General features: G+C 61.0%; 20 protein-coding genes and 1 pseudogene. 1 reads left to right on the forward strand and 20 read right to left on the reverse strand.

Annotation, left to right across the window (positions count from 1 at the left end; genetic code table 11):
• Positions 1-19 precede the first annotated feature (19 nt).
• The 4 genes and pseudogenes from ACINK1_RS00150 to ACINK1_RS00165 form a co-directional block, all read right to left on the reverse strand.
• The gene (locus ACINK1_RS00150) at positions 20-385 is read right to left on the reverse strand and encodes a hypothetical protein (RefSeq protein WP_376800565.1); all 366 of its coding nucleotides are present in this window, start codon (positions 383-385) and stop codon (positions 20-22) included.
• Positions 386-461: 76 nt separating this feature from the next.
• The gene (locus tag ACINK1_RS00155; RefSeq protein ID WP_376800570.1) at positions 462-854 is read right to left on the reverse strand and encodes an ATP-binding protein; all 393 of its coding nucleotides are present in this window, start codon (positions 852-854) and stop codon (positions 462-464) included.
• A pseudogene (locus tag ACINK1_RS00160) lies at positions 790-996 on the reverse strand (hypothetical protein); the annotation flags it as partial. The gene ACINK1_RS00155 and the pseudogene ACINK1_RS00160, both read right to left, overlap by 65 nt.
• An 827-nt stretch (positions 997-1,823) precedes the next feature.
• Positions 1,824-2,504, reverse strand: coding sequence for a response regulator transcription factor (locus tag ACINK1_RS00165; RefSeq protein WP_376800566.1), 681 nt, complete (start codon positions 2,502-2,504; stop codon positions 1,824-1,826).
• Between ACINK1_RS00165 and ACINK1_RS00170 the strand changes: the two genes are divergently transcribed.
• Positions 2,503-2,934, forward strand: coding sequence for a hypothetical protein (locus tag ACINK1_RS00170; protein ID WP_376800567.1), 432 nt, complete (start codon positions 2,503-2,505; stop codon positions 2,932-2,934). The two genes, ACINK1_RS00165 and ACINK1_RS00170, sit on opposite strands and share 2 nt — an antisense overlap.
• Positions 2,935-2,989: 55 nt before the next feature.
• Here the strand turns inward: ACINK1_RS00170 and ACINK1_RS00175 are convergent, their stop codons facing one another.
• From ACINK1_RS00175 to ACINK1_RS00250, 16 genes are all read right to left on the reverse strand, one after another.
• A complete protein-coding gene (locus ACINK1_RS00175; RefSeq protein WP_376803150.1) occupies positions 2,990-3,280 on the reverse strand; it encodes a hypothetical protein in 291 nt (96 codons plus the stop codon).
• On the reverse strand, positions 3,277-3,468 hold the full coding sequence (locus ACINK1_RS00180) for a hypothetical protein (protein ID WP_376800569.1): 192 nt from the start codon (positions 3,466-3,468) through the stop codon (positions 3,277-3,279). Before ACINK1_RS00180 ends, ACINK1_RS00175 begins: the two co-directional genes overlap by 4 nt.
• A gap of 7 nt (positions 3,469-3,475) precedes the next feature.
• Complete coding sequence (locus tag ACINK1_RS00185) at positions 3,476-3,844, reverse strand: hypothetical protein (RefSeq protein WP_395759925.1); 369 nt, start codon at positions 3,842-3,844, stop codon at positions 3,476-3,478.
• Positions 3,841-4,074 carry a hypothetical protein gene (locus ACINK1_RS00190; RefSeq protein WP_376799981.1) on the reverse strand — a complete coding sequence of 78 codons (234 nt, stop codon included), beginning with the start codon at positions 4,072-4,074 and terminating at the stop codon, positions 3,841-3,843. Before ACINK1_RS00190 ends, ACINK1_RS00185 begins: the two co-directional genes overlap by 4 nt.
• Before the next feature lie 3 nt (positions 4,075-4,077).
• Positions 4,078-4,620 carry a glycoside hydrolase family 19 protein gene (locus ACINK1_RS00195; RefSeq protein ID WP_376799980.1) on the reverse strand — a complete coding sequence of 181 codons (543 nt, stop codon included), beginning with the start codon at positions 4,618-4,620 and terminating at the stop codon, positions 4,078-4,080.
• A gap of 132 nt (positions 4,621-4,752) precedes the next feature.
• Complete coding sequence (locus ACINK1_RS00200) at positions 4,753-5,277, reverse strand: hypothetical protein (RefSeq protein WP_376799978.1); 525 nt, start codon at positions 5,275-5,277, stop codon at positions 4,753-4,755.
• 31 nt (positions 5,278-5,308) lie between these two features.
• Positions 5,309-7,087, reverse strand: a complete 1,779-nt coding sequence (locus ACINK1_RS00205; RefSeq protein ID WP_376799976.1) for a DUF2793 domain-containing protein — start codon at positions 7,085-7,087, stop codon at positions 5,309-5,311.
• A gap of 44 nt (positions 7,088-7,131) precedes the next feature.
• The gene (locus ACINK1_RS00210) at positions 7,132-11,076 is read right to left on the reverse strand and encodes a glycoside hydrolase/phage tail family protein (RefSeq protein WP_376799974.1); all 3,945 of its coding nucleotides are present in this window, start codon (positions 11,074-11,076) and stop codon (positions 7,132-7,134) included.
• Positions 11,073-11,516: a peptidase P60 gene (locus ACINK1_RS00215; protein ID WP_376799973.1), complete on the reverse strand. Its 444-nt coding sequence runs from the start codon at positions 11,514-11,516 to the stop codon at positions 11,073-11,075. Before ACINK1_RS00215 ends, ACINK1_RS00210 begins: the two co-directional genes overlap by 4 nt.
• On the reverse strand, positions 11,513-12,400 hold the full coding sequence (locus tag ACINK1_RS00220; RefSeq protein WP_376799971.1) for a DUF2163 domain-containing protein: 888 nt from the start codon (positions 12,398-12,400) through the stop codon (positions 11,513-11,515). The genes ACINK1_RS00215 and ACINK1_RS00220 overlap by 4 nt, the downstream gene beginning before the upstream one ends.
• A 39-nt stretch (positions 12,401-12,439) precedes the next feature.
• Entirely contained in the window at positions 12,440-13,090 is a 651-nt protein-coding gene (locus ACINK1_RS00225; RefSeq protein ID WP_376799970.1) for a DUF2460 domain-containing protein, read from the reverse strand.
• Between the two features lie 41 nt (positions 13,091-13,131).
• Positions 13,132-13,755, reverse strand: a complete 624-nt coding sequence (locus ACINK1_RS00230) for a phage tail tape measure protein (protein ID WP_376799968.1) — start codon at positions 13,753-13,755, stop codon at positions 13,132-13,134.
• A complete protein-coding gene (locus ACINK1_RS00235) occupies positions 13,755-13,919 on the reverse strand; it encodes a phage tail assembly chaperone (protein WP_376799966.1) in 165 nt (54 codons plus the stop codon). The genes ACINK1_RS00230 and ACINK1_RS00235 overlap by 1 nt, the downstream gene beginning before the upstream one ends.
• Complete coding sequence (locus ACINK1_RS00240) at positions 13,919-14,344, reverse strand: gene transfer agent family protein (protein ID WP_376799965.1); 426 nt, start codon at positions 14,342-14,344, stop codon at positions 13,919-13,921. Before ACINK1_RS00240 ends, ACINK1_RS00235 begins: the two co-directional genes overlap by 1 nt.
• Before the next feature lie 3 nt (positions 14,345-14,347).
• Positions 14,348-14,764 (reverse strand): phage major tail protein, TP901-1 family, encoded by a 417-nt coding sequence (locus ACINK1_RS00245; protein WP_376799964.1) that lies wholly within the window; start codon positions 14,762-14,764, stop codon positions 14,348-14,350.
• Between the two features lie 13 nt (positions 14,765-14,777).
• A complete protein-coding gene (locus tag ACINK1_RS00250; RefSeq protein WP_376799963.1) occupies positions 14,778-15,191 on the reverse strand; it encodes a DUF3168 domain-containing protein in 414 nt (137 codons plus the stop codon).
• Positions 15,192-15,203 lie beyond the last annotated feature (12 nt).

Below are 15,203 nucleotides of genomic sequence, written 5' to 3' on the forward strand. Positions count from 1 at the left end.
TTAAGGGGCCGACCGTTTTTCATCGTTTTGTCCAGGTGCCGGCGCCGTCACGGCAGGCATCAATCGTCAACGTTTGTCCACGCCCGCGCACATAGAGCGTGTGGCGCACACTACGACAGGTGCCGGGAGGGGGCGGAATTACGCCCGGGCCGGGGATGACTTCTCCATAATTTCCACTGTCGGGATTGCGCCACGGCGTTGGCTGCCCGGCTCGCCCGAATTCGAGCGAAACGACCTGCGCTTCGGCCGCCCGCCGCAGGTCAATGTCATCCAGCCCCACGTTCTGGCCGGCGAGGACTGCAACAAACCCGGATATGCTTGGCGAGGAGATGCGGGACGGACTTGTCCGTGGCGTCTGGGTTGAGGAGCAGGCAGCAACAATCATAAAACATGATGCCAATACGGCAATTTTTGAAAGAATTTTCATGAAATCCGCCTCAATTGAGATGCGCTTTGCAATTTCAAGCCGATGGCAAATAGAGTTCGCTTCTCAGCCCTCCCTGAGGGCTGGTCGACAGGGTAAATCTGCCTCCGTAGAGCTCGGCCAGATCGCCGACAATGGCAAGTCCCAAGCCGGAGCCGGGGAGTGATTCATCGAGACGCTGGCCGCGCTTCATCGCCTCTGCGCGCTTTTCCGGCGCCATTCCCGGCCCATCATCATCAATGACAAAACGAAGCGTCTTATTTGGTTCCTGCCAAGCCTCGATCATGACGTGCGCCACCGCCCATTTGCACGCGTTGTCCACCAGATTGCCCAGCATATCCTGAAGATCCTGGGTTTCGCCACGAAAGCTGAGATCGTGCGGCAGATTGACCGTCAGGCGAATTTGCCGCGCCTGGTAGATGCGCGACATCGCCCGCTCGATTCCATCGATGACAGGAAGAACAAGGGTGGTGTCGTTGGCGGTCGCAATCCGTGCGGCAGCGCGCGCACGCTGAAGGTGATGCTGGATCTGCTCGTTCATGACGATCGCCTGCTCGCCGACCTTGCGCCAACTCTGATCATTGTTCGCCCGCGCCTCATTGGTAATCACGCTCAGCGGCGTTTTGAGGGCATGCGCCAGATTGCCCACGTGGGTACGTGCCCGCTCGACAATGTGATGATTGGCATCGATGAGCGCGTTAAGCTCATCAGCGAGCGGCGTGATTTCCTTGGGGAAGGTGCCGACAAGGCGCTGCGCGGACCCGGAACGGATGGCGGCAAGCGCTTGCGACATCCGGCGCAGCGGGTTGAGGCCGACACGGACAGTGATGCTGGTCGACGCCACGACCCCAAAGCCGAGTATGGCGAGCACAGTGATCAGCGTTCTCTGGAAGCTTGAAATATCCTTTTCGATTTCATCGGCGTCAGCGGCAACCGACATCACGTAGGCAACGCCAACACCAAAGTCGATTCGGCGCTCGATCATACGAAGGCGCTGATCGCCCGGGCCCGTCACATAGGCTTCGCGGGTGAAGCCACGCGTCTCGGCAATACCAAGATCCTTCAGCGAGGGTAAGGTCTGGTCCCAGAGGGATGGCGAATTGGCGGTTTCCCCCTGCCCTGTGCCGACCGGCCTGATCTGCCAGTACCAACCCGATAGCGGCAAATCAAAGCGCGGTTCGCCAAGATTGCCAAGATTGAAATCATGATCGTCACTCGCAGCGGCAACGCCAGCAACTATCGACTTCAGATAAATGTGCAAACGTGCATCGAAAGCGCGCTCCACCGTGTCACGATAGAGCGAGGACAGCACAATCCCGGCGATGGCCAGTACGGCCAAATTCCACAGCGCGGAAACAACAAAAAGACGTGCTGCGAGGGAGCCCTGCCGCATTGTCGATCAGCGGCGCCCGGGCGTCGCATCGGGCGGATTTAAACTATACCCCAGGCCGCGAATGGTCTGGATCAGATCAACACCCAGCTTTTTGCGCAAGCGGCCGATAAACACCTCGATTGTATTCGAATCGCGGTCAAAATCCTGATCATAAATATGCTCAACCAGCTCGCTGCGGGAGACGATCCGGCCCCTGTGGTGCATCAGATAGGCCAGCAAGCGGTATTCGTGAGACGTCAGTCTGATCGGATTGCCGTCGACCGAGACGCGTCCGGCGCGCGTATCAAGGCGCAGCGGGCCGCATTCAAGCTCACTTGAGGCATGACCGGTGGCGCGGCGCAGCAAAGCGCGCACACGAGCCAGCACTTCTTCCATGTGAAAGGGTTTCGTTACGTAATCATCAGCGCCCGTGTCAAAGCCCTGCACTTTGTCGGACCAGCGCTCGCGCGCGGTCAGCAGCAGCACCGGCATGGTCTTGCCATCGCGCCGCCATTGTTCCAGCACCGACAAGCCATCACGCTTGGGCAGGCCGATATCAAGAACGACAGCGTCGTACGGTTCGGTATCGCCGAGAAAATGGCCTTCCTCACCGTCCATTGCTTTGTCAACAGCATAGCCGGCATCGCTCAATGCGACCACCAACTGCTTGTTCAGATTTGGATCATCCTCGACGACCAGCAGACGCATGATCAACACCTCATGTCATGAGGTCGATTGCGCTGAAGCAACGTCTTTGTCAATCGTCAGCTCAGTTGTCTTCGGCCACAATCTGACCGGTGGCGGCATCGACGACAAGCATGCGAACCTTACCCGCTTTATGGAGAATTGTGAGGTGGTAAACGAGCCGTTCGCCCTTTTCACACAGGTGTGCTCGAAGCATGTCACCCCCAAGATTTTCCTCGAGGACATGCTTTATGCGGGCGAGCGTCAGAGCATGGCCCTTCTGCACCTCGGCCCGCGCCTCGCGAATGCTGAGACAGCGTGCAGTTCCAGCGCGCGGCGCCGGCTGCGCCAGCAATGGCTGCACGACACAGGCGAGAATCAGAACGGTTATCGGCAGTTTCACAGCGGGCAGCATGGGGTGGTGGATATCGCTCAGCGACTGAACTCACCATGAACATGGGTTGAGCGACGCTCGACACGTTGAGCGCGATGTTGTCGCGAATGTACCGCTACCGCACTCCAGATCTTTCGCGCCCCTCCATCAGATACCCCTCGATGCGCTTCAGCTGCTCCGCCATCCGCTCTTGAATAACCAGCACCCTGACCAGCGCATCGTGATCGGCTGGCGCGGTCGCGGTGGCGCGCTCCAGCATGTCAAGGCGGGATCTGTGGCCATTCAGTTCCATATGGATGCCAAGATAGATCGATGCGAGGGCCGCCAGAACGCCGGCAACCGCGCCGATGCCAAAACGCCGCCCGATGATGAAATAGCTACCCTCCAATAATTGAGATTTATTCACTTCGTTGTCTCCACAAGGGCGTTATGGCGGGCGGTGCAGGCTTTCAGGGAGGCTCGATCACGCGCCCATAACGGCACGATATCGCCAGCCGAAAGGGTACGATCAGGAAGCCTGACGGGCGGATTGCACGGCATGGCGAGAGATGGCGGAATGGCCGGCTTCACATAGCGTGTCTCAATGACCGGCATAGTCTGGCTACAGCCGGTCAAGAAGGCGCACGCGGCCACGATCAAGACCGCATGACGGATCAGCGGGAAGTTTTGCATTTTCGGCCTCGATAGCGGCAAGGGTGGCATCAAGCTGGGTGCGGGATGTGATGAGGGCGGCGGCAAGTTCATCGACGCGGGCTTGCGTGCTTGCCAGCAGGGCGGCGGCTTCTGCATTGGCTTTGGCGATCTGCGCTTGCCAGATGCCATCGCGCGCCATCACGGCCTGTTCGACAGCAGCCCGGCGTTGTGCGCCTTCGTGCAGCACGTGCCAGCCGGTCGCGGCAATCAGGGCGGCAGCAAGCGCGCCATAAAGCCACGCACGCCCCGGCAGGAAAGAGAAAAGCGCCGCGATCATGGCTGCTTTTCTCCCATCGGGGTTGTCGTAATGACACGCAGCGCGCCGCCGATGAACGCCGCAAGGAGGATGATCACCCATCCCGGCAGGGACGGGAACAGCTCGCGGACAGGTTCCGCCCAATCCATGAAGGACAGGGCGCCAAAGGCAGCCGACAGGCCGCCGGCGATGATGGCAACGCCCATGGTTCGCCAGCCCTTGAGCTGTTCCCAGAATCCCGGTTTTTCCATAATTCAGGCTCCTGTCGCTTTCTTGGCACGGGCAAGGTAAAGGCGCCGGCTGGCGAGCCCGTTGCGCCCGCCATTGATTGCTTTGGTGATGGCTTCAAGATTGTCAGCATCCGCCTTGGGATTAAGGTTGCGGTCCGTCCAGAACAAAGCGGCAAGCTCGGTGACGTGAAGGAGATGGGCGGCAGCTACTGGCGAGGCTTCGAGGTTCAACCCGGCAAGCTTGCCGAATTTGCGGTAATTGGCACGGCCCGTGAGCTGGATGAGGCCCCGGCCCTTGAAGCGGATGCCATCACCGGGCTGCGTATTGCCAAGATCGCGGCGCCCTTCATAAGCCTTGCCGCTTGCATATTCATTGACGGTGCGAAAGCCATCGCTCTCATGGGCGATCTGCGCAAGGAAATGGGCAAGCCGCAAGGGCGTATTGATCTCATGTTCGCGCTGGATATCCGGCAGGTCGCGGGCAATTGCAGCCACAATCGGCACATGCTTTCCGGCGCGCGGCGCTTGCACGATGGCGCACAGAAGATCGGCGGAAAGATGCTTCATCACCGCAAACCGATGAAAGCTGGCACAAGAAGAGCAAGCAGACAGGCGACCACGACAATGCAGGCGCAAGCGGCGATATCACCACGCATGGGCAGTGGCTCCTTTTTCAGTTATTCGGAAATCCCGAAAGGCTCACAGCACGCGGACGAAACCGACGACGCGCCGGGAATCATAGCTCGACAGTTTGACGCGCCGGCCCTGATTGCCGCCAAGCCCGATCACCTTGCCGCCATGGACGCCGGCAACAATGGTGACGTGATGGCGCATGACGGCGAGATCGCCAGCGCGCGGGCTTGATACGCGCGGACCAAGGCGCAGGGCGTCAATGGCGCGGCGCGAGCGATTGCCGGCCGGCGTGCCGTTCTTGGCGAGCACGAAATTAACGAAGTCACGGCACCACAAACGGGACGGCAGGCCGAGCGACGGCCCGGACCTGCCGACATAGCGGGCGGCAATCGTCAATAGCGGGTGACTGGTAAGGGCCGTGAGGTCGACCGGGCGCTTGCCCTCCCTCACGCGCGGCGCCTTCTGGCGAGGCGCTGGGGTGGCCTGCCGGGCGTCCTGCAAGGGGATATCCCAATTGGGGCTTTGCTCCGCCCTCGCAGGCGCACAGATCAGCACAGCCGCAGCAGCGGCAATGCGGAGGGAAATCCGCATGGTATTCTCCATTGATGAAAAGGGTGTCGGCTTATGCCGGATCGGTATCTGCCAGGCGTTTTTCGAGAGCGATCACGCGCGCTGACAATTCCTGGCACGCCTTGACCAAAACGGGGACGAATTGATCATAGCCAAGGCTCATCACCTCATCACCGCCGGACAGTGCATGGTTTTGCACCGCGCCCCATCCGCGCGTGTCAAAACCCGTTTTAGTAACAGCACTTTCGACCGATTGAGCAATCAGGCCGCTATGGTAGCGCTTGCGCTTTTTGCTCCCGTCACGGCTGATGGCGGCAAGCTTTGAATTCTCCGCCCACAGATCGCGTTGAGCGACATATTCGCTCATTGCCGCCGCGCGCCTCTCAACATCTTCCGCGCTGGCCTCGGACGGCAGGGCAGGCGGGGCGAGCGGAGGTGCTTCGCGATAATCCTCACGCAGATCGTAACGATAATCAACGGGCTCCAGCATGTTGACAAAATCAAGCCCGAGACGCGTTGGCCTGATATCGGCCTTGTCTCTCTCATCCGAACGGTTCTGGACCGTGCCGTAAACGTAAGTGGTGGTGCTGGAATCGCCCAGCTGAACCTGATTACTGCCGGTCACCTGGCTGTTTGCTCCAAGGCCGGAACAATTCAAGGCCGAGCTCACATTAGACAAGGCGTTTGCGCCGACAGCCGTATTGTTATTGCCGGTCAAATTATTTATCAACGCGAGATCGCCGACAGCCGTATTGTTAGAACCTGCGGTGTTATACAGCATCGCCCATCGACCGGTTGCCACATTGCTAGCCCCTGTCGTGTTGCGAAGCAGTGCCGCTTCGCCGACACCCACATTATTGGCCCCCGTTGTGTTGGCAGGCAGCACGTTGACCCCTAATGCAACATTGCTGGCGATAGAGCTTGCGCCATACCCTAATGTTATCTGCCCGACAGTCAGCGCACTCGCAGGAAGGGCCAAAACGCCGATAGAATTAAATTGTGCAAGCCCATTGGCCCCGCCCGCGTTCAGGATCGCCGCTGTACCCAACCCCAGATTTGCGCGCGCCTGCGTCTGTTGCGTGCTTGTAAGCGATTGAGCGACTAGGGCAAGATAGCGACCGTCGGCGGTTATTCGGTTTAACGCATGAGTATCAGCGGTAGCGTTGCTGACTGACAATTGCCCCCCCATCGCTCTTGCCCGAAACGCCTCCACCCATGTGTTGCCGTCAGCGCTCAGTTTCAACACCAGATCGTCATCGCCGATGAGCCCGATCTCAGCGCGCGCCGAGTAGCCATTCTGGAACAGCAATGACGCCGTATTCGCCGTTGCAAGCTTGTTGATTTTAGCGCGCACATCGCCGCTGCCACCCTCGCTTGTCGACTTGGCGCTGACCAGCAGATTATTGCCCTTGAAGGCTAACTCGTTGCTCGCATCCGCTGTCGTCCCGACACCCAACCGGGTCAAATTCTGCAGGCTCGACAAACCGCCGGCATTGACCAGATCAACCCAGTCGACGCCATCGAAACTGAGGACGATACGCTCATCGAGAATGCGTGCCATCCAACCGGCTTGCGGCGCGTAGTAACGCCAGCCGCCATCAAGGAATACCGCCAGATTTTTGTCGCGACCAAGCCAACTACCAGTTGCAGCAGCCGCGATGAGGTGACGTTCACCATCGGCAGGGCTGGCGGGCGGTGACGTCCTGCGGCGACTGCTGACGGCCAGAAAGATCAAAGCATCGAGCGCCGTCAGCGCCTCGTTATGGGTCACGTGCTTTTGCGCCTGCGCCGGCGCGATCAACGGCAGTTTGAGATTGGAGGTGGTCGGCATCGGAATTCCTCACAACAGAGAGAGACAAGCGTCGTGTCAATCACTCAGGGAAAAAGTGTTTGCGTCGTTGACAAGCCCGGCCCGAGCACGGCGCTGAGCTGTGACACGCGAAGAACGATCTCGCGTTGTGGCGTGCCAAAATCAGCCAATTCATCGCTGGCGCCGTAAAGAGCGTTTGGTGACGTCACCATCAGTGATCGCTTCACGGTTGCGCCACTGAGTATGTCGACCTGGTAGGCTTCACTCGCTTCTTCGATCGGCACCTCGGCCAATTGCCAGCTGTCGCCGTCACCGCGGGTACGGCGGATGAAACTGATGTGCACGCCTGTACCATCGCGCGAGGCTTTAAGCCCGGTTGGCGCCAGCGGTCGCAGGCCGATTCCGGTCGGCGTTACCGACAGATTTAGCGCGGCCGGATCATCGAAGAACAGCTTGTCCGGGACCAGACGCCAGGTGCCGGGGCGGGCGATATCATCCGTCGACACCGGGAAGGGCAACAGGGCGTCATCCAGCACAACAAAGAAGGCGTCTGCCGGAACGCTATCAGCCGCAAGAGCCTCACTGCCAAGCTGGCCACGCAGTAGTCCCGTCAGTTCATAGAGCCGCTCGCCGACCAGGCGCGCGCTGGTAAATTGAAGGATCTCCCACTCACCGTTGCCATGACGAAGCGCCGCCACATTGGCGCCATCGAGGATTGCGTCTTCGCTCATGGAGGTCAGCGCACCTGAAGCGAGCTTGACCTGCACCGCTGCAGCGCGGTCGAAGCGCCATACAGGGCCGGGCAAAAGCGGCGTCGCCAGCGTGCCAATGGTTGCAGGGCGCGCCACGTGGGCGGATGCCTGAAAGCCTGCGGTCGTCTGTCGCCACAATGTCAATCCGCCTGGCCAGGGCGTGGCGGTGGCGGCAAGCAAAGGGCGATGAGCCGTTGTATCGCCAGGCCGGCGCGGCAGATCAAGCACGAGCGCAAAAGCCTGACCCGGGCTTGGCAAGCGCTGGCTGAGCGTTGGCCGGCGATTGGTCCCGGTTGGCAGCGACAGCGCCGGGTCAACGGCTTCGGCACTTGCCTTGCGCGGACCGTCACGATCAAGGCTCGTCAGACGAAGCAGACAGGGGCCGCTATTGCACTCAAGGGTAACGATATCGCCGACTTCGAGCGCAAGCGCCGAGGGCGGCAGGCTGAATTCCGCCTTCTCCCGCGCCGCCCAGGCGCGCCGCAGCAAAAGTTCGGCCTGCGCCTCGGCAAACTCAGCCGGCTCGATGAGGCCGACCTCACTCACTGTCTGACGGTTCGAGCCACCTGTCACGCGGCGTGCTGTAACGGCGGCACGTTGAAAATCGCGATCCGCGTCGGCGATGATCAAGGTGACGCTTGCCGGCAACTCGGTTTCCTGGGCACGCTGAAGCCGAGGGCGGTCGTCCTTGCCGTCAATGGCAAGCTCATCGGCGGCCAGGCTGGCAACCGGTTTGTTGCCGCGAGAGGAAGCGATGAGCGCACCGTCACGCTCGCGCAGATCGAGACCATACACTCTGACCAGCGGTTCAATCGCCGATCGTCCCGACATAACCCGATCGACGACATAGCCTTGTGCCACCCCTTCCGCGTCATCGGCGGCGAGTATCGGCCCGGCAAAATGAGTGCTCAGCGCTGGAAGCAACTGATCGAGCGGGGCTGCGCCCAGTCGCCCGTTAAGCCAATGCCCGGTGTGCCAATTGGCGTCATCTCCCCAGATGTCGGCCAGAGCGGGATAGGCTGGCCATGGCCGGGCATCCCAGCACCATACATGGCTGGCTGACGGATCCACCATGTAGCCGTCATAGACCGGGGACAAGGGATTGGCGCTGGCGCCCTCGCTGGTCGTTGGATCAAAATGATCGATGATGACTTCAAGCGCGCGGCGTTGAATGAAATCGTCGCGGGCGCGTGACGAAGCAAACGGAAAACCGGATTCGCTTGAGCGCTGGTCAGGAAACAGGTTGGGTTGGTTCGCACCCTTGTCGACAGCCGGTATGCCTATTTCGGTCAGGCGGATGGGCTTGCTGGCCGGCTGCCAGGCGGTCGCGGTCGTTTCAATCCCGCCAAGGCGCGTGATATGAGGATTGCTCCACCAGCTTTTGAGGTCCTTGGCGCGGTATACCCAGGGTTTTCCATAAGCGCCGTCGCTGATCGCAAGCCGCGTCTGGCGCGCACGCGCGCCGTCATCGGCGTAGTACCAGTCGAACGCCTCGCCGGCGCCAAGCCGGGAGTGGAGATAGGCGCGGCTGGCCGCCGAGGTGGCGATCTTCGCATCCTCGTGATCACCATCGCGCCAATCTGACAGGGGCGCGTAAAGATCAATGCCGACAAAGCTGATGGCGGAATGCGCCCACAAAGGATCGAGGGGAAAATGAACGTCAGCCGAACCATCGCCAGGAACATAAGCGCCGTACTCGGTCCAGTCGGCGGCATAGGAGACTTTAACTCCGGAGCCCAAAACGCCGCGCACCTCATCGGCAAGCGCGATCAGTTGCGCGACGGCTGGAAAGCTCGTCCGCGACGAGCGCACGCGGGTGAGTGACACAAGCTCCGAACCGATAAGAAAACAATCGACGGCACCACTGGCTTTGGCCAGGTAAGCGTTGTGGAGCACCATGCGGCGGTATGACCATTCGACCGGCCCGACATAGACGACATCCTCGCCGCTCAGATAAAAGTCACTCGCTGAGGCCGTCCCGAAAAAGGCTGCAATCTGGTTGGCAGCATCGCTCGTCTTGTCCGGTGTACCTGACCTGCCTGGCGCCGGATCGCAGGTGATCCGGCCTCGCCAAGGGTAGGCTGGCTGATTTTCGCTATCCGTCCATGGATCATCACGTCCGTTGTTCACTGGCACATCCATGAACAGGAACGGCGTCAGCGTGACGCTTAACCCCAGCGCCTTCAACTGGCGCAAGCCGGCGCGCACACTGGCATCAGATGGCGTCCCGCCATAGGCGGCGCGACCATCGATCTGCGAAACGACATGGGCGTTGGCGCGCTCAATACCGCCTACTTTCCAGGTGTCACCCGTCGTGACTTTTGTTGCAATATCGACGCCGGGCGTGACCTGACATGAACCACAGCGCAGATCATCGCCAAACCATCCAACGACGAGGGCTGCATGCTGCAGGTTTGGCGCAACCGCCTTAAGCTCGTTGAGAGACGCAACGAAGTCCGTGCCCATCTGGCCGGTATGGCGGTTCTCGCTGGCGCTTGATCCAAGCCCGAAGTCACGCCGCACTTCGCTCGTGTGATAGGCAAATTCGCCCGCACCTGGAATGATATTGATGGCGCTTAACCGCTCTTCCAGCCGGCCGATGGGGCGTATGACTTCAAATGACAATTGCGGCAGGCGATTACCATAAGGGCCAAGCGGAAGGCGCTCGAACACGACATATGACAGACCACGAAAAGCCGGGACGTCGGGTGTGCCCTGTTTTGCCTGGATCAGGGGATCGGGAGCCTGAGCTTCATCGCCGTGATAAAATCGCAAAACGACCCCTGCCTGATCGAGTGGCTTGCCGTCGGCCCATATACGACCAAGATGTGCGATGCGTCCTTCGCACAAGCCAACGGCAAAATTGCCGAAATAGGCATAGGTCGTTGAAACGGTGCTCGCGCGAGCGGAGCTTGCCGTGCCGCCGCCCTTGCCTCCCCCTCCTCCCGTCGTCTGGCTTTGCGTCTGGCTGGTCGCCACTTCTTCAAACCGCGTCGCCCATATGACCTGGCCGGTGACACGCGCGCGCCCATAGACGAGGGGGATGGATGTTCCTTCGCTCGACGCCTGCACGTTAAGGTCGGTGAGACGCGGGCCGTCAACCTGCCTTGCCCCGCCTGACGATCCACCGCCGGTCAAAGCCTGGTCGATAGCAGCGCCGGCAAGTGACCCGACGAGGCGGCCGGCAAAGGCACCGAAGGGTCCAGCAACAGCGCCGCCAACAGCAGAGCCGGCGGCTGAGAGGAGAAGCGTCGTCATGGCCTCAGCACTCCGGGAAAGGAGAAGACACCGGCGATGCGCCGGCGCCACCACGGGCCGATGGCGGTCTCGACCACCGCAGCACCGTCATAGGCGTGGATCATGCGGTCGGGCGCCGTGACAATCGCCAGATGCTTGGCTGGGAAGGCCAACGCCCAGCGGAACGCCAGGACATCGGCAAGCTGAAACTGATCGCCATCGTGAGGTTCAAGATGACGGGCGGCTGCCTGCAGCAGAATCTCGTCTGGCCGTTCCTCCGCCCATAGCGCGGAATAGGCTGGCGGTTCTTCGCTCGCGCGACCGATAACGGCTTCATAGACGCCTCGCACCAGTCCCAGACAATCGCAGCCGATATGCTTGACACCGGCTTGATGACGGTACGGCGTGCCGAGCCAGCTTCGTGCCTCGGCAATGATGGCGGCAGGATCGATCTTGCTCATATCAGCGCACCGCCATCATTGGTTTCTCCGCTGCGGGCATAGCCTGCGACGAAGTCGTTGCCCGGCAGAAAGGGAAAGCCGCGAAAATTAACGGCATTCGCATAGCGGTTGACGCAGGTCTCAAACCGCTTGTCACAACCAGCCAGCGCATCGAAGCTGTCGCCTTGCGCCGGCATGCGGGCGGGCTGCTCCCAGAGATCGAGAACGCGGCCGAAGCCATCATCCTGATCATTGCGGATTTCGGCGCGACGGGAGATATTTTCGCCGCTCGCCCAGCGCAACGAACCGCGCGCGAGATAGCCTGCGGGCACGCTTGTTGGCCCTGAAACGCGAATGCGTCGTGGGCCCATCACCTCGATGATGCTCCCCTGACCACCAAAACGCGGGTTGCTGCTGTTAACGCCACAGCGAGCATCAGCGAAGTCCGCATCGCAGGTCGACGACACGATGCGCCCGCGCTCCTGATCAAGCGTATGCGACAGGCTACGGATTTCGGCCTTGAAGGCGCTCCCCATACGGGTGATCTCACCGATACTGCCGACTTCCAGCAGAAGCCGTTCGTCCGGCGTTGACCAGTTGACGAGCCACACCTCGACACGCGCGTTATCATAAAGGCCGGCCGCAAGGTCGGCCTCATCAAGAACTGCCGACACGAGCGCACCGGAAATATCTGATGTATCGACCGACAGGCCAAGCGAGGCCGGCATGTCGCTTGCCGTGAAACCCGCCGCCGGCTCATGGCTGGTGCCACCGAAATTCAACGGTTGATCATGATCGGTGAAGCCAAGGATACGGCCATCGCTACGGGCGATCCGCCAGCATCGCGCGAGCGTCGTCGTCTTGCCGGCAAGATGCGCGGCGAGACCGGAAGAGAGTTGTCGCATCACAAAAATCCAATGCTGGCGGAACGGTTCTTTTGGCGATCACACGATAATTTCAACGAGGGGAATTGACGGTATCTGACCGGCCCGAAAGCCGTCGAAATTGATGTTGAGCTGGTCGCTGTCAAAGCGAACGGGAACATCAAACGAGAAACCTGCGCTGACAGTAGCGCCGCTCCCGGGACGGGCGTCCGCCGGGAAAGTGACGATGCCGGTCGCCGGATCGACATCAAAATCCCGCCCGGCAGTTTTTTCGCTGCCATTGATCGCGACGCGGACACTTCCAAGGACGGGCTTACGGATCGGGCGGACGTAAAGCGTTGCGCCAACGCCATATGATTTCTGCAACTGGAAAGCGGCTGTCGTGCCATCGCCCACGCCGATCAACTGATCGAGAGGCGTGACAGCGTGAGCAGGCGCGGCTGATGCGGCGTCTAGCGGATCGCGGAAACGAAAGCCAAAAAGACGCCCGCGCCGCTCCTCGAAGAAACTGACAATCCGCCCAAGATCCTCGAGCGAACGCACACCCGGACCCGCGTCATAGCGGCGGCGCGAATGAGCCCATCGCGCGTTACGCTCTTCGGCGCCGGAGCCTAAAGTGACGATCTCGGTGCGCCGCTCAGGCCCGCCTTTGGCATTGAAGCCGATGGCAAGAGGAAAACGCACTTCGTGAAACGATGGCAGCGCCGGCATGACGAGCGGCTCCTGAGGCAGGGGTCTGGCAATGATGATGTTCAGAGCGAGCGGCGACCGCGACCAACGAGGCGGGCGATGCTGGCGGCTACTTCAGCTTCCGAGCGACGGAAGCCTTCGACATCGGGAGTTTGAATATTGATCGTAATGTTCGCAGCGTCATCGCCGCCGCCAAGACCGCGCACGCCCAGCCGCCCATCGGGGCCACGTCCCAGGGGAAGGATCGCTTCCGCGCCTGCCTCGCCGGCAAGTCCACGTCCGCCACCAAGCGGAAAGAAGGTGGGCGATGAGATCACACCCCCTTGAGCAAACGGTAACAGGGATGCACCCTCTCCCGCGCCGTCGCTGGCGCCGTTCTGCCCGGTTGCCCCTCCTCCGCCGAAAAGGCCGCCAACACCTTTCGTCAGCGATTTAAAGACGTCGCCAAAGCTCTGCTCGAGCGGCTTCAACGCGTTCGATACGGCAAGTCTGGCGAGGCGCTGCGAGATCGAGCCAACAACATCGCCGAGCGATTTACCGCTGACGGCGACATCGGTGAAGGCCCTTGTCAGCGTTCTCGACAGGCCCTTGCCCAGGCTCTCGGCATTCGACACTTCGCGGCGAAAGCCCGACGTATCGAGTGTGAGCGATGTCGGCACAGTCTCAGTTTCGGGATCGGTGGCCATTACGTTTCATCCGGGTAGAGTTTCAACAGGTCACTCAAGCGGGCGCGGCTCAGTGGCCTGGCGCGGCTACCGGTCTGGCCGGCGACGGCGCCAGCGATCTCACGCGGCGTCAGGCGCCAGAAGGCATCGGGCGGCAAATGCCATTGAGCAAAGCCCAGCGCCATCACCTCATCCCATGGGAAGGGGACGCGGGAGGCCGGGAGGGAGCCTCCCGCGCCGGACGAGGGCGGGCCGCAGGCGCCTCCCGCCCGCTCGTCGATGGTGATTGTTCACTGGCATCGTCGGCGCCAAAGGTAACAGCAAGCAACTCGGCAACGATGCGGACATAGCCTGCAGCGCCGCCATCGACCTGCATCTCGCCAACGTCATGGATCGTCAGCGAGTGGCCACCGCCGCGTAATCCCGCAGCGATGATCTTCAGCGCGTCGCTGGCGGCGATCCGCCCCTGTTCGAAGCGCTCGGCAAGTCCCAGCAGATCGGAGGCGCCAAAGGCATTCTCGAGCTCGGCCAGCGCACCAAGGGTGAGGCAGAGCGTATACGGGCGGCCATCGAGCTCGGCCTCGATTTCGCCCCGGCGTCGATTGACCATGGTTCAAACCATGGCTGTGAAGACCAGATATCCAGCGCTTTCAAGCGTCAGATCAAAGGTCATTTCGCGATCGTGGCTACCGGCATATTCAAGGGCCGTCACCTGGAAAGGGCCGTCGATGCTTCCAAATTCAGGAATGACGACACGCCAATTGGCGATGGTCCCGTCGAAGAAAAGGCGGCGCACTTCGGCGTCCGAGCTCTGGTCGCGGAAAATGCCGGCGCCAGACAGGCGCGCGCGCTTGGCTCCGGCGCCGGCAAGCAGCTCACGCCATTGGCCGGTACTTTCGGCAGTCGTGACATCGACGGTCTCGGCACCGAAGGAAATGGTGCGGGTGCGCAGGCCGGCAACAGTGACGAACGACCCCTGGCCGGCGCTGTCGACCTTGAGCAGGAGGTCGCGTCCCTTTTGAGCAGACATGGGTTGAAACTCCTCAGCTGATGGGTTCGCTAATGGCGCGGAACGTGATGGAGGCGCGCGAGGTCAGGGCATCTGCCTCGCGGCGAATGTCGGCGGTATCAAATCTGAACAGGACAAGATGGTGACCGGTGAGTGACAACGACGCCGTCGTGAGGGCGGCGCTGATTGCTTCGGCAAGCACATAGGCTTCGCGCAATCCGGCGCTGCGCGAATAGGCGGAGATGGTGAAAATATGCTCTTTGCCGAAACTCTCACTGCTTGAAAAATCACGCAGCGTGTGCGGGCCGACGATCACATAGGGATAGGGTGGGCGCGCAGGCGGGGCGTCATAGATCCGCTCGCCGCCAAGCAGCGAGCGTAGCGTCGCATTTGCCTTGAGCGTCGCAACGCAGGCCTGCTGCAAGGCAAAGCCGGGTGAAGGAAGCATTGGATTATCCCT

This window comes from Raskinella chloraquaticus (SeqCode), assembly GCF_021731865.1.
Taxonomy (GTDB): Bacteria; Pseudomonadota; Alphaproteobacteria; order Rhizobiales; family UBA4765; genus Raskinella; species Raskinella chloraquaticus.

Excerpts from the sequence above, each read along its gene's own strand:
- ACINK1_RS00225 (WP_376799970.1), bottom strand. The coding sequence starts at position 13,090 with ATGCCGGCGCTGCCATCGTTTCACGAAGTGCGTTTTCCTCTTGCCATC.
- ACINK1_RS00185 (WP_395759925.1), bottom strand. The coding sequence starts at position 3,844 with ATGATCGCGGCGCTTTTCTCTTTCCTGCCGGGGCGTGCGTGGCTTTAT.
- ACINK1_RS00150 (WP_376800565.1), bottom strand. The coding sequence starts at position 385 with ATGATTGTTGCTGCCTGCTCCTCAACCCAGACGCCACGGACAAGTCCG.
- ACINK1_RS00235 (WP_376799966.1), bottom strand. The coding sequence starts at position 13,919 with ATGGCGCTGGGCTTTGCTCAATGGCATTTGCCGCCCGATGCCTTCTGG.
- ACINK1_RS00155 (WP_376800570.1), bottom strand. The coding sequence starts at position 854 with ATGTCGCGCATCTACCAGGCGCGGCAAATTCGCCTGACGGTCAATCTG.
- ACINK1_RS00200 (WP_376799978.1), bottom strand. The coding sequence starts at position 5,277 with ATGCGGATTTCCCTCCGCATTGCCGCTGCTGCGGCTGTGCTGATCTGT.
- ACINK1_RS00180 (WP_376800569.1), bottom strand. The coding sequence starts at position 3,468 with ATGCCGGTCATTGAGACACGCTATGTGAAGCCGGCCATTCCGCCATCT.
- ACINK1_RS00220 (WP_376799971.1), bottom strand. The coding sequence starts at position 12,400 with ATGCGACAACTCTCTTCCGGTCTCGCCGCGCATCTTGCCGGCAAGACG.
- ACINK1_RS00230 (WP_376799968.1), bottom strand. The coding sequence starts at position 13,755 with ATGGCCACCGATCCCGAAACTGAGACTGTGCCGACATCGCTCACACTC.
- ACINK1_RS00210 (WP_376799974.1), bottom strand. The coding sequence starts at position 11,076 with ATGACGACGCTTCTCCTCTCAGCCGCCGGCTCTGCTGTTGGCGGCGCT.
- ACINK1_RS00190 (WP_376799981.1), bottom strand. The coding sequence starts at position 4,074 with ATGGAAAAACCGGGATTCTGGGAACAGCTCAAGGGCTGGCGAACCATG.
- ACINK1_RS00215 (WP_376799973.1), bottom strand. The coding sequence starts at position 11,516 with ATGAGCAAGATCGATCCTGCCGCCATCATTGCCGAGGCACGAAGCTGG.
- ACINK1_RS00195 (WP_376799980.1), bottom strand. The coding sequence starts at position 4,620 with ATGAAGCATCTTTCCGCCGATCTTCTGTGCGCCATCGTGCAAGCGCCG.
- ACINK1_RS00240 (WP_376799965.1), bottom strand. The coding sequence starts at position 14,344 with ATGGTCAATCGACGCCGGGGCGAAATCGAGGCCGAGCTCGATGGCCGC.
- ACINK1_RS00205 (WP_376799976.1), bottom strand. The coding sequence starts at position 7,087 with ATGCCGACCACCTCCAATCTCAAACTGCCGTTGATCGCGCCGGCGCAG.
- ACINK1_RS00165 (WP_376800566.1), bottom strand. The coding sequence starts at position 2,504 with ATGCGTCTGCTGGTCGTCGAGGATGATCCAAATCTGAACAAGCAGTTG.
- ACINK1_RS00245 (WP_376799964.1), bottom strand. The coding sequence starts at position 14,764 with ATGTCTGCTCAAAAGGGACGCGACCTCCTGCTCAAGGTCGACAGCGCC.
- ACINK1_RS00250 (WP_376799963.1), bottom strand. The coding sequence starts at position 15,191 with ATGCTTCCTTCACCCGGCTTTGCCTTGCAGCAGGCCTGCGTTGCGACG.
- ACINK1_RS00170 (WP_376800567.1), top strand. The coding sequence starts at position 2,503 with ATGATCAACACCTCATGTCATGAGGTCGATTGCGCTGAAGCAACGTCT.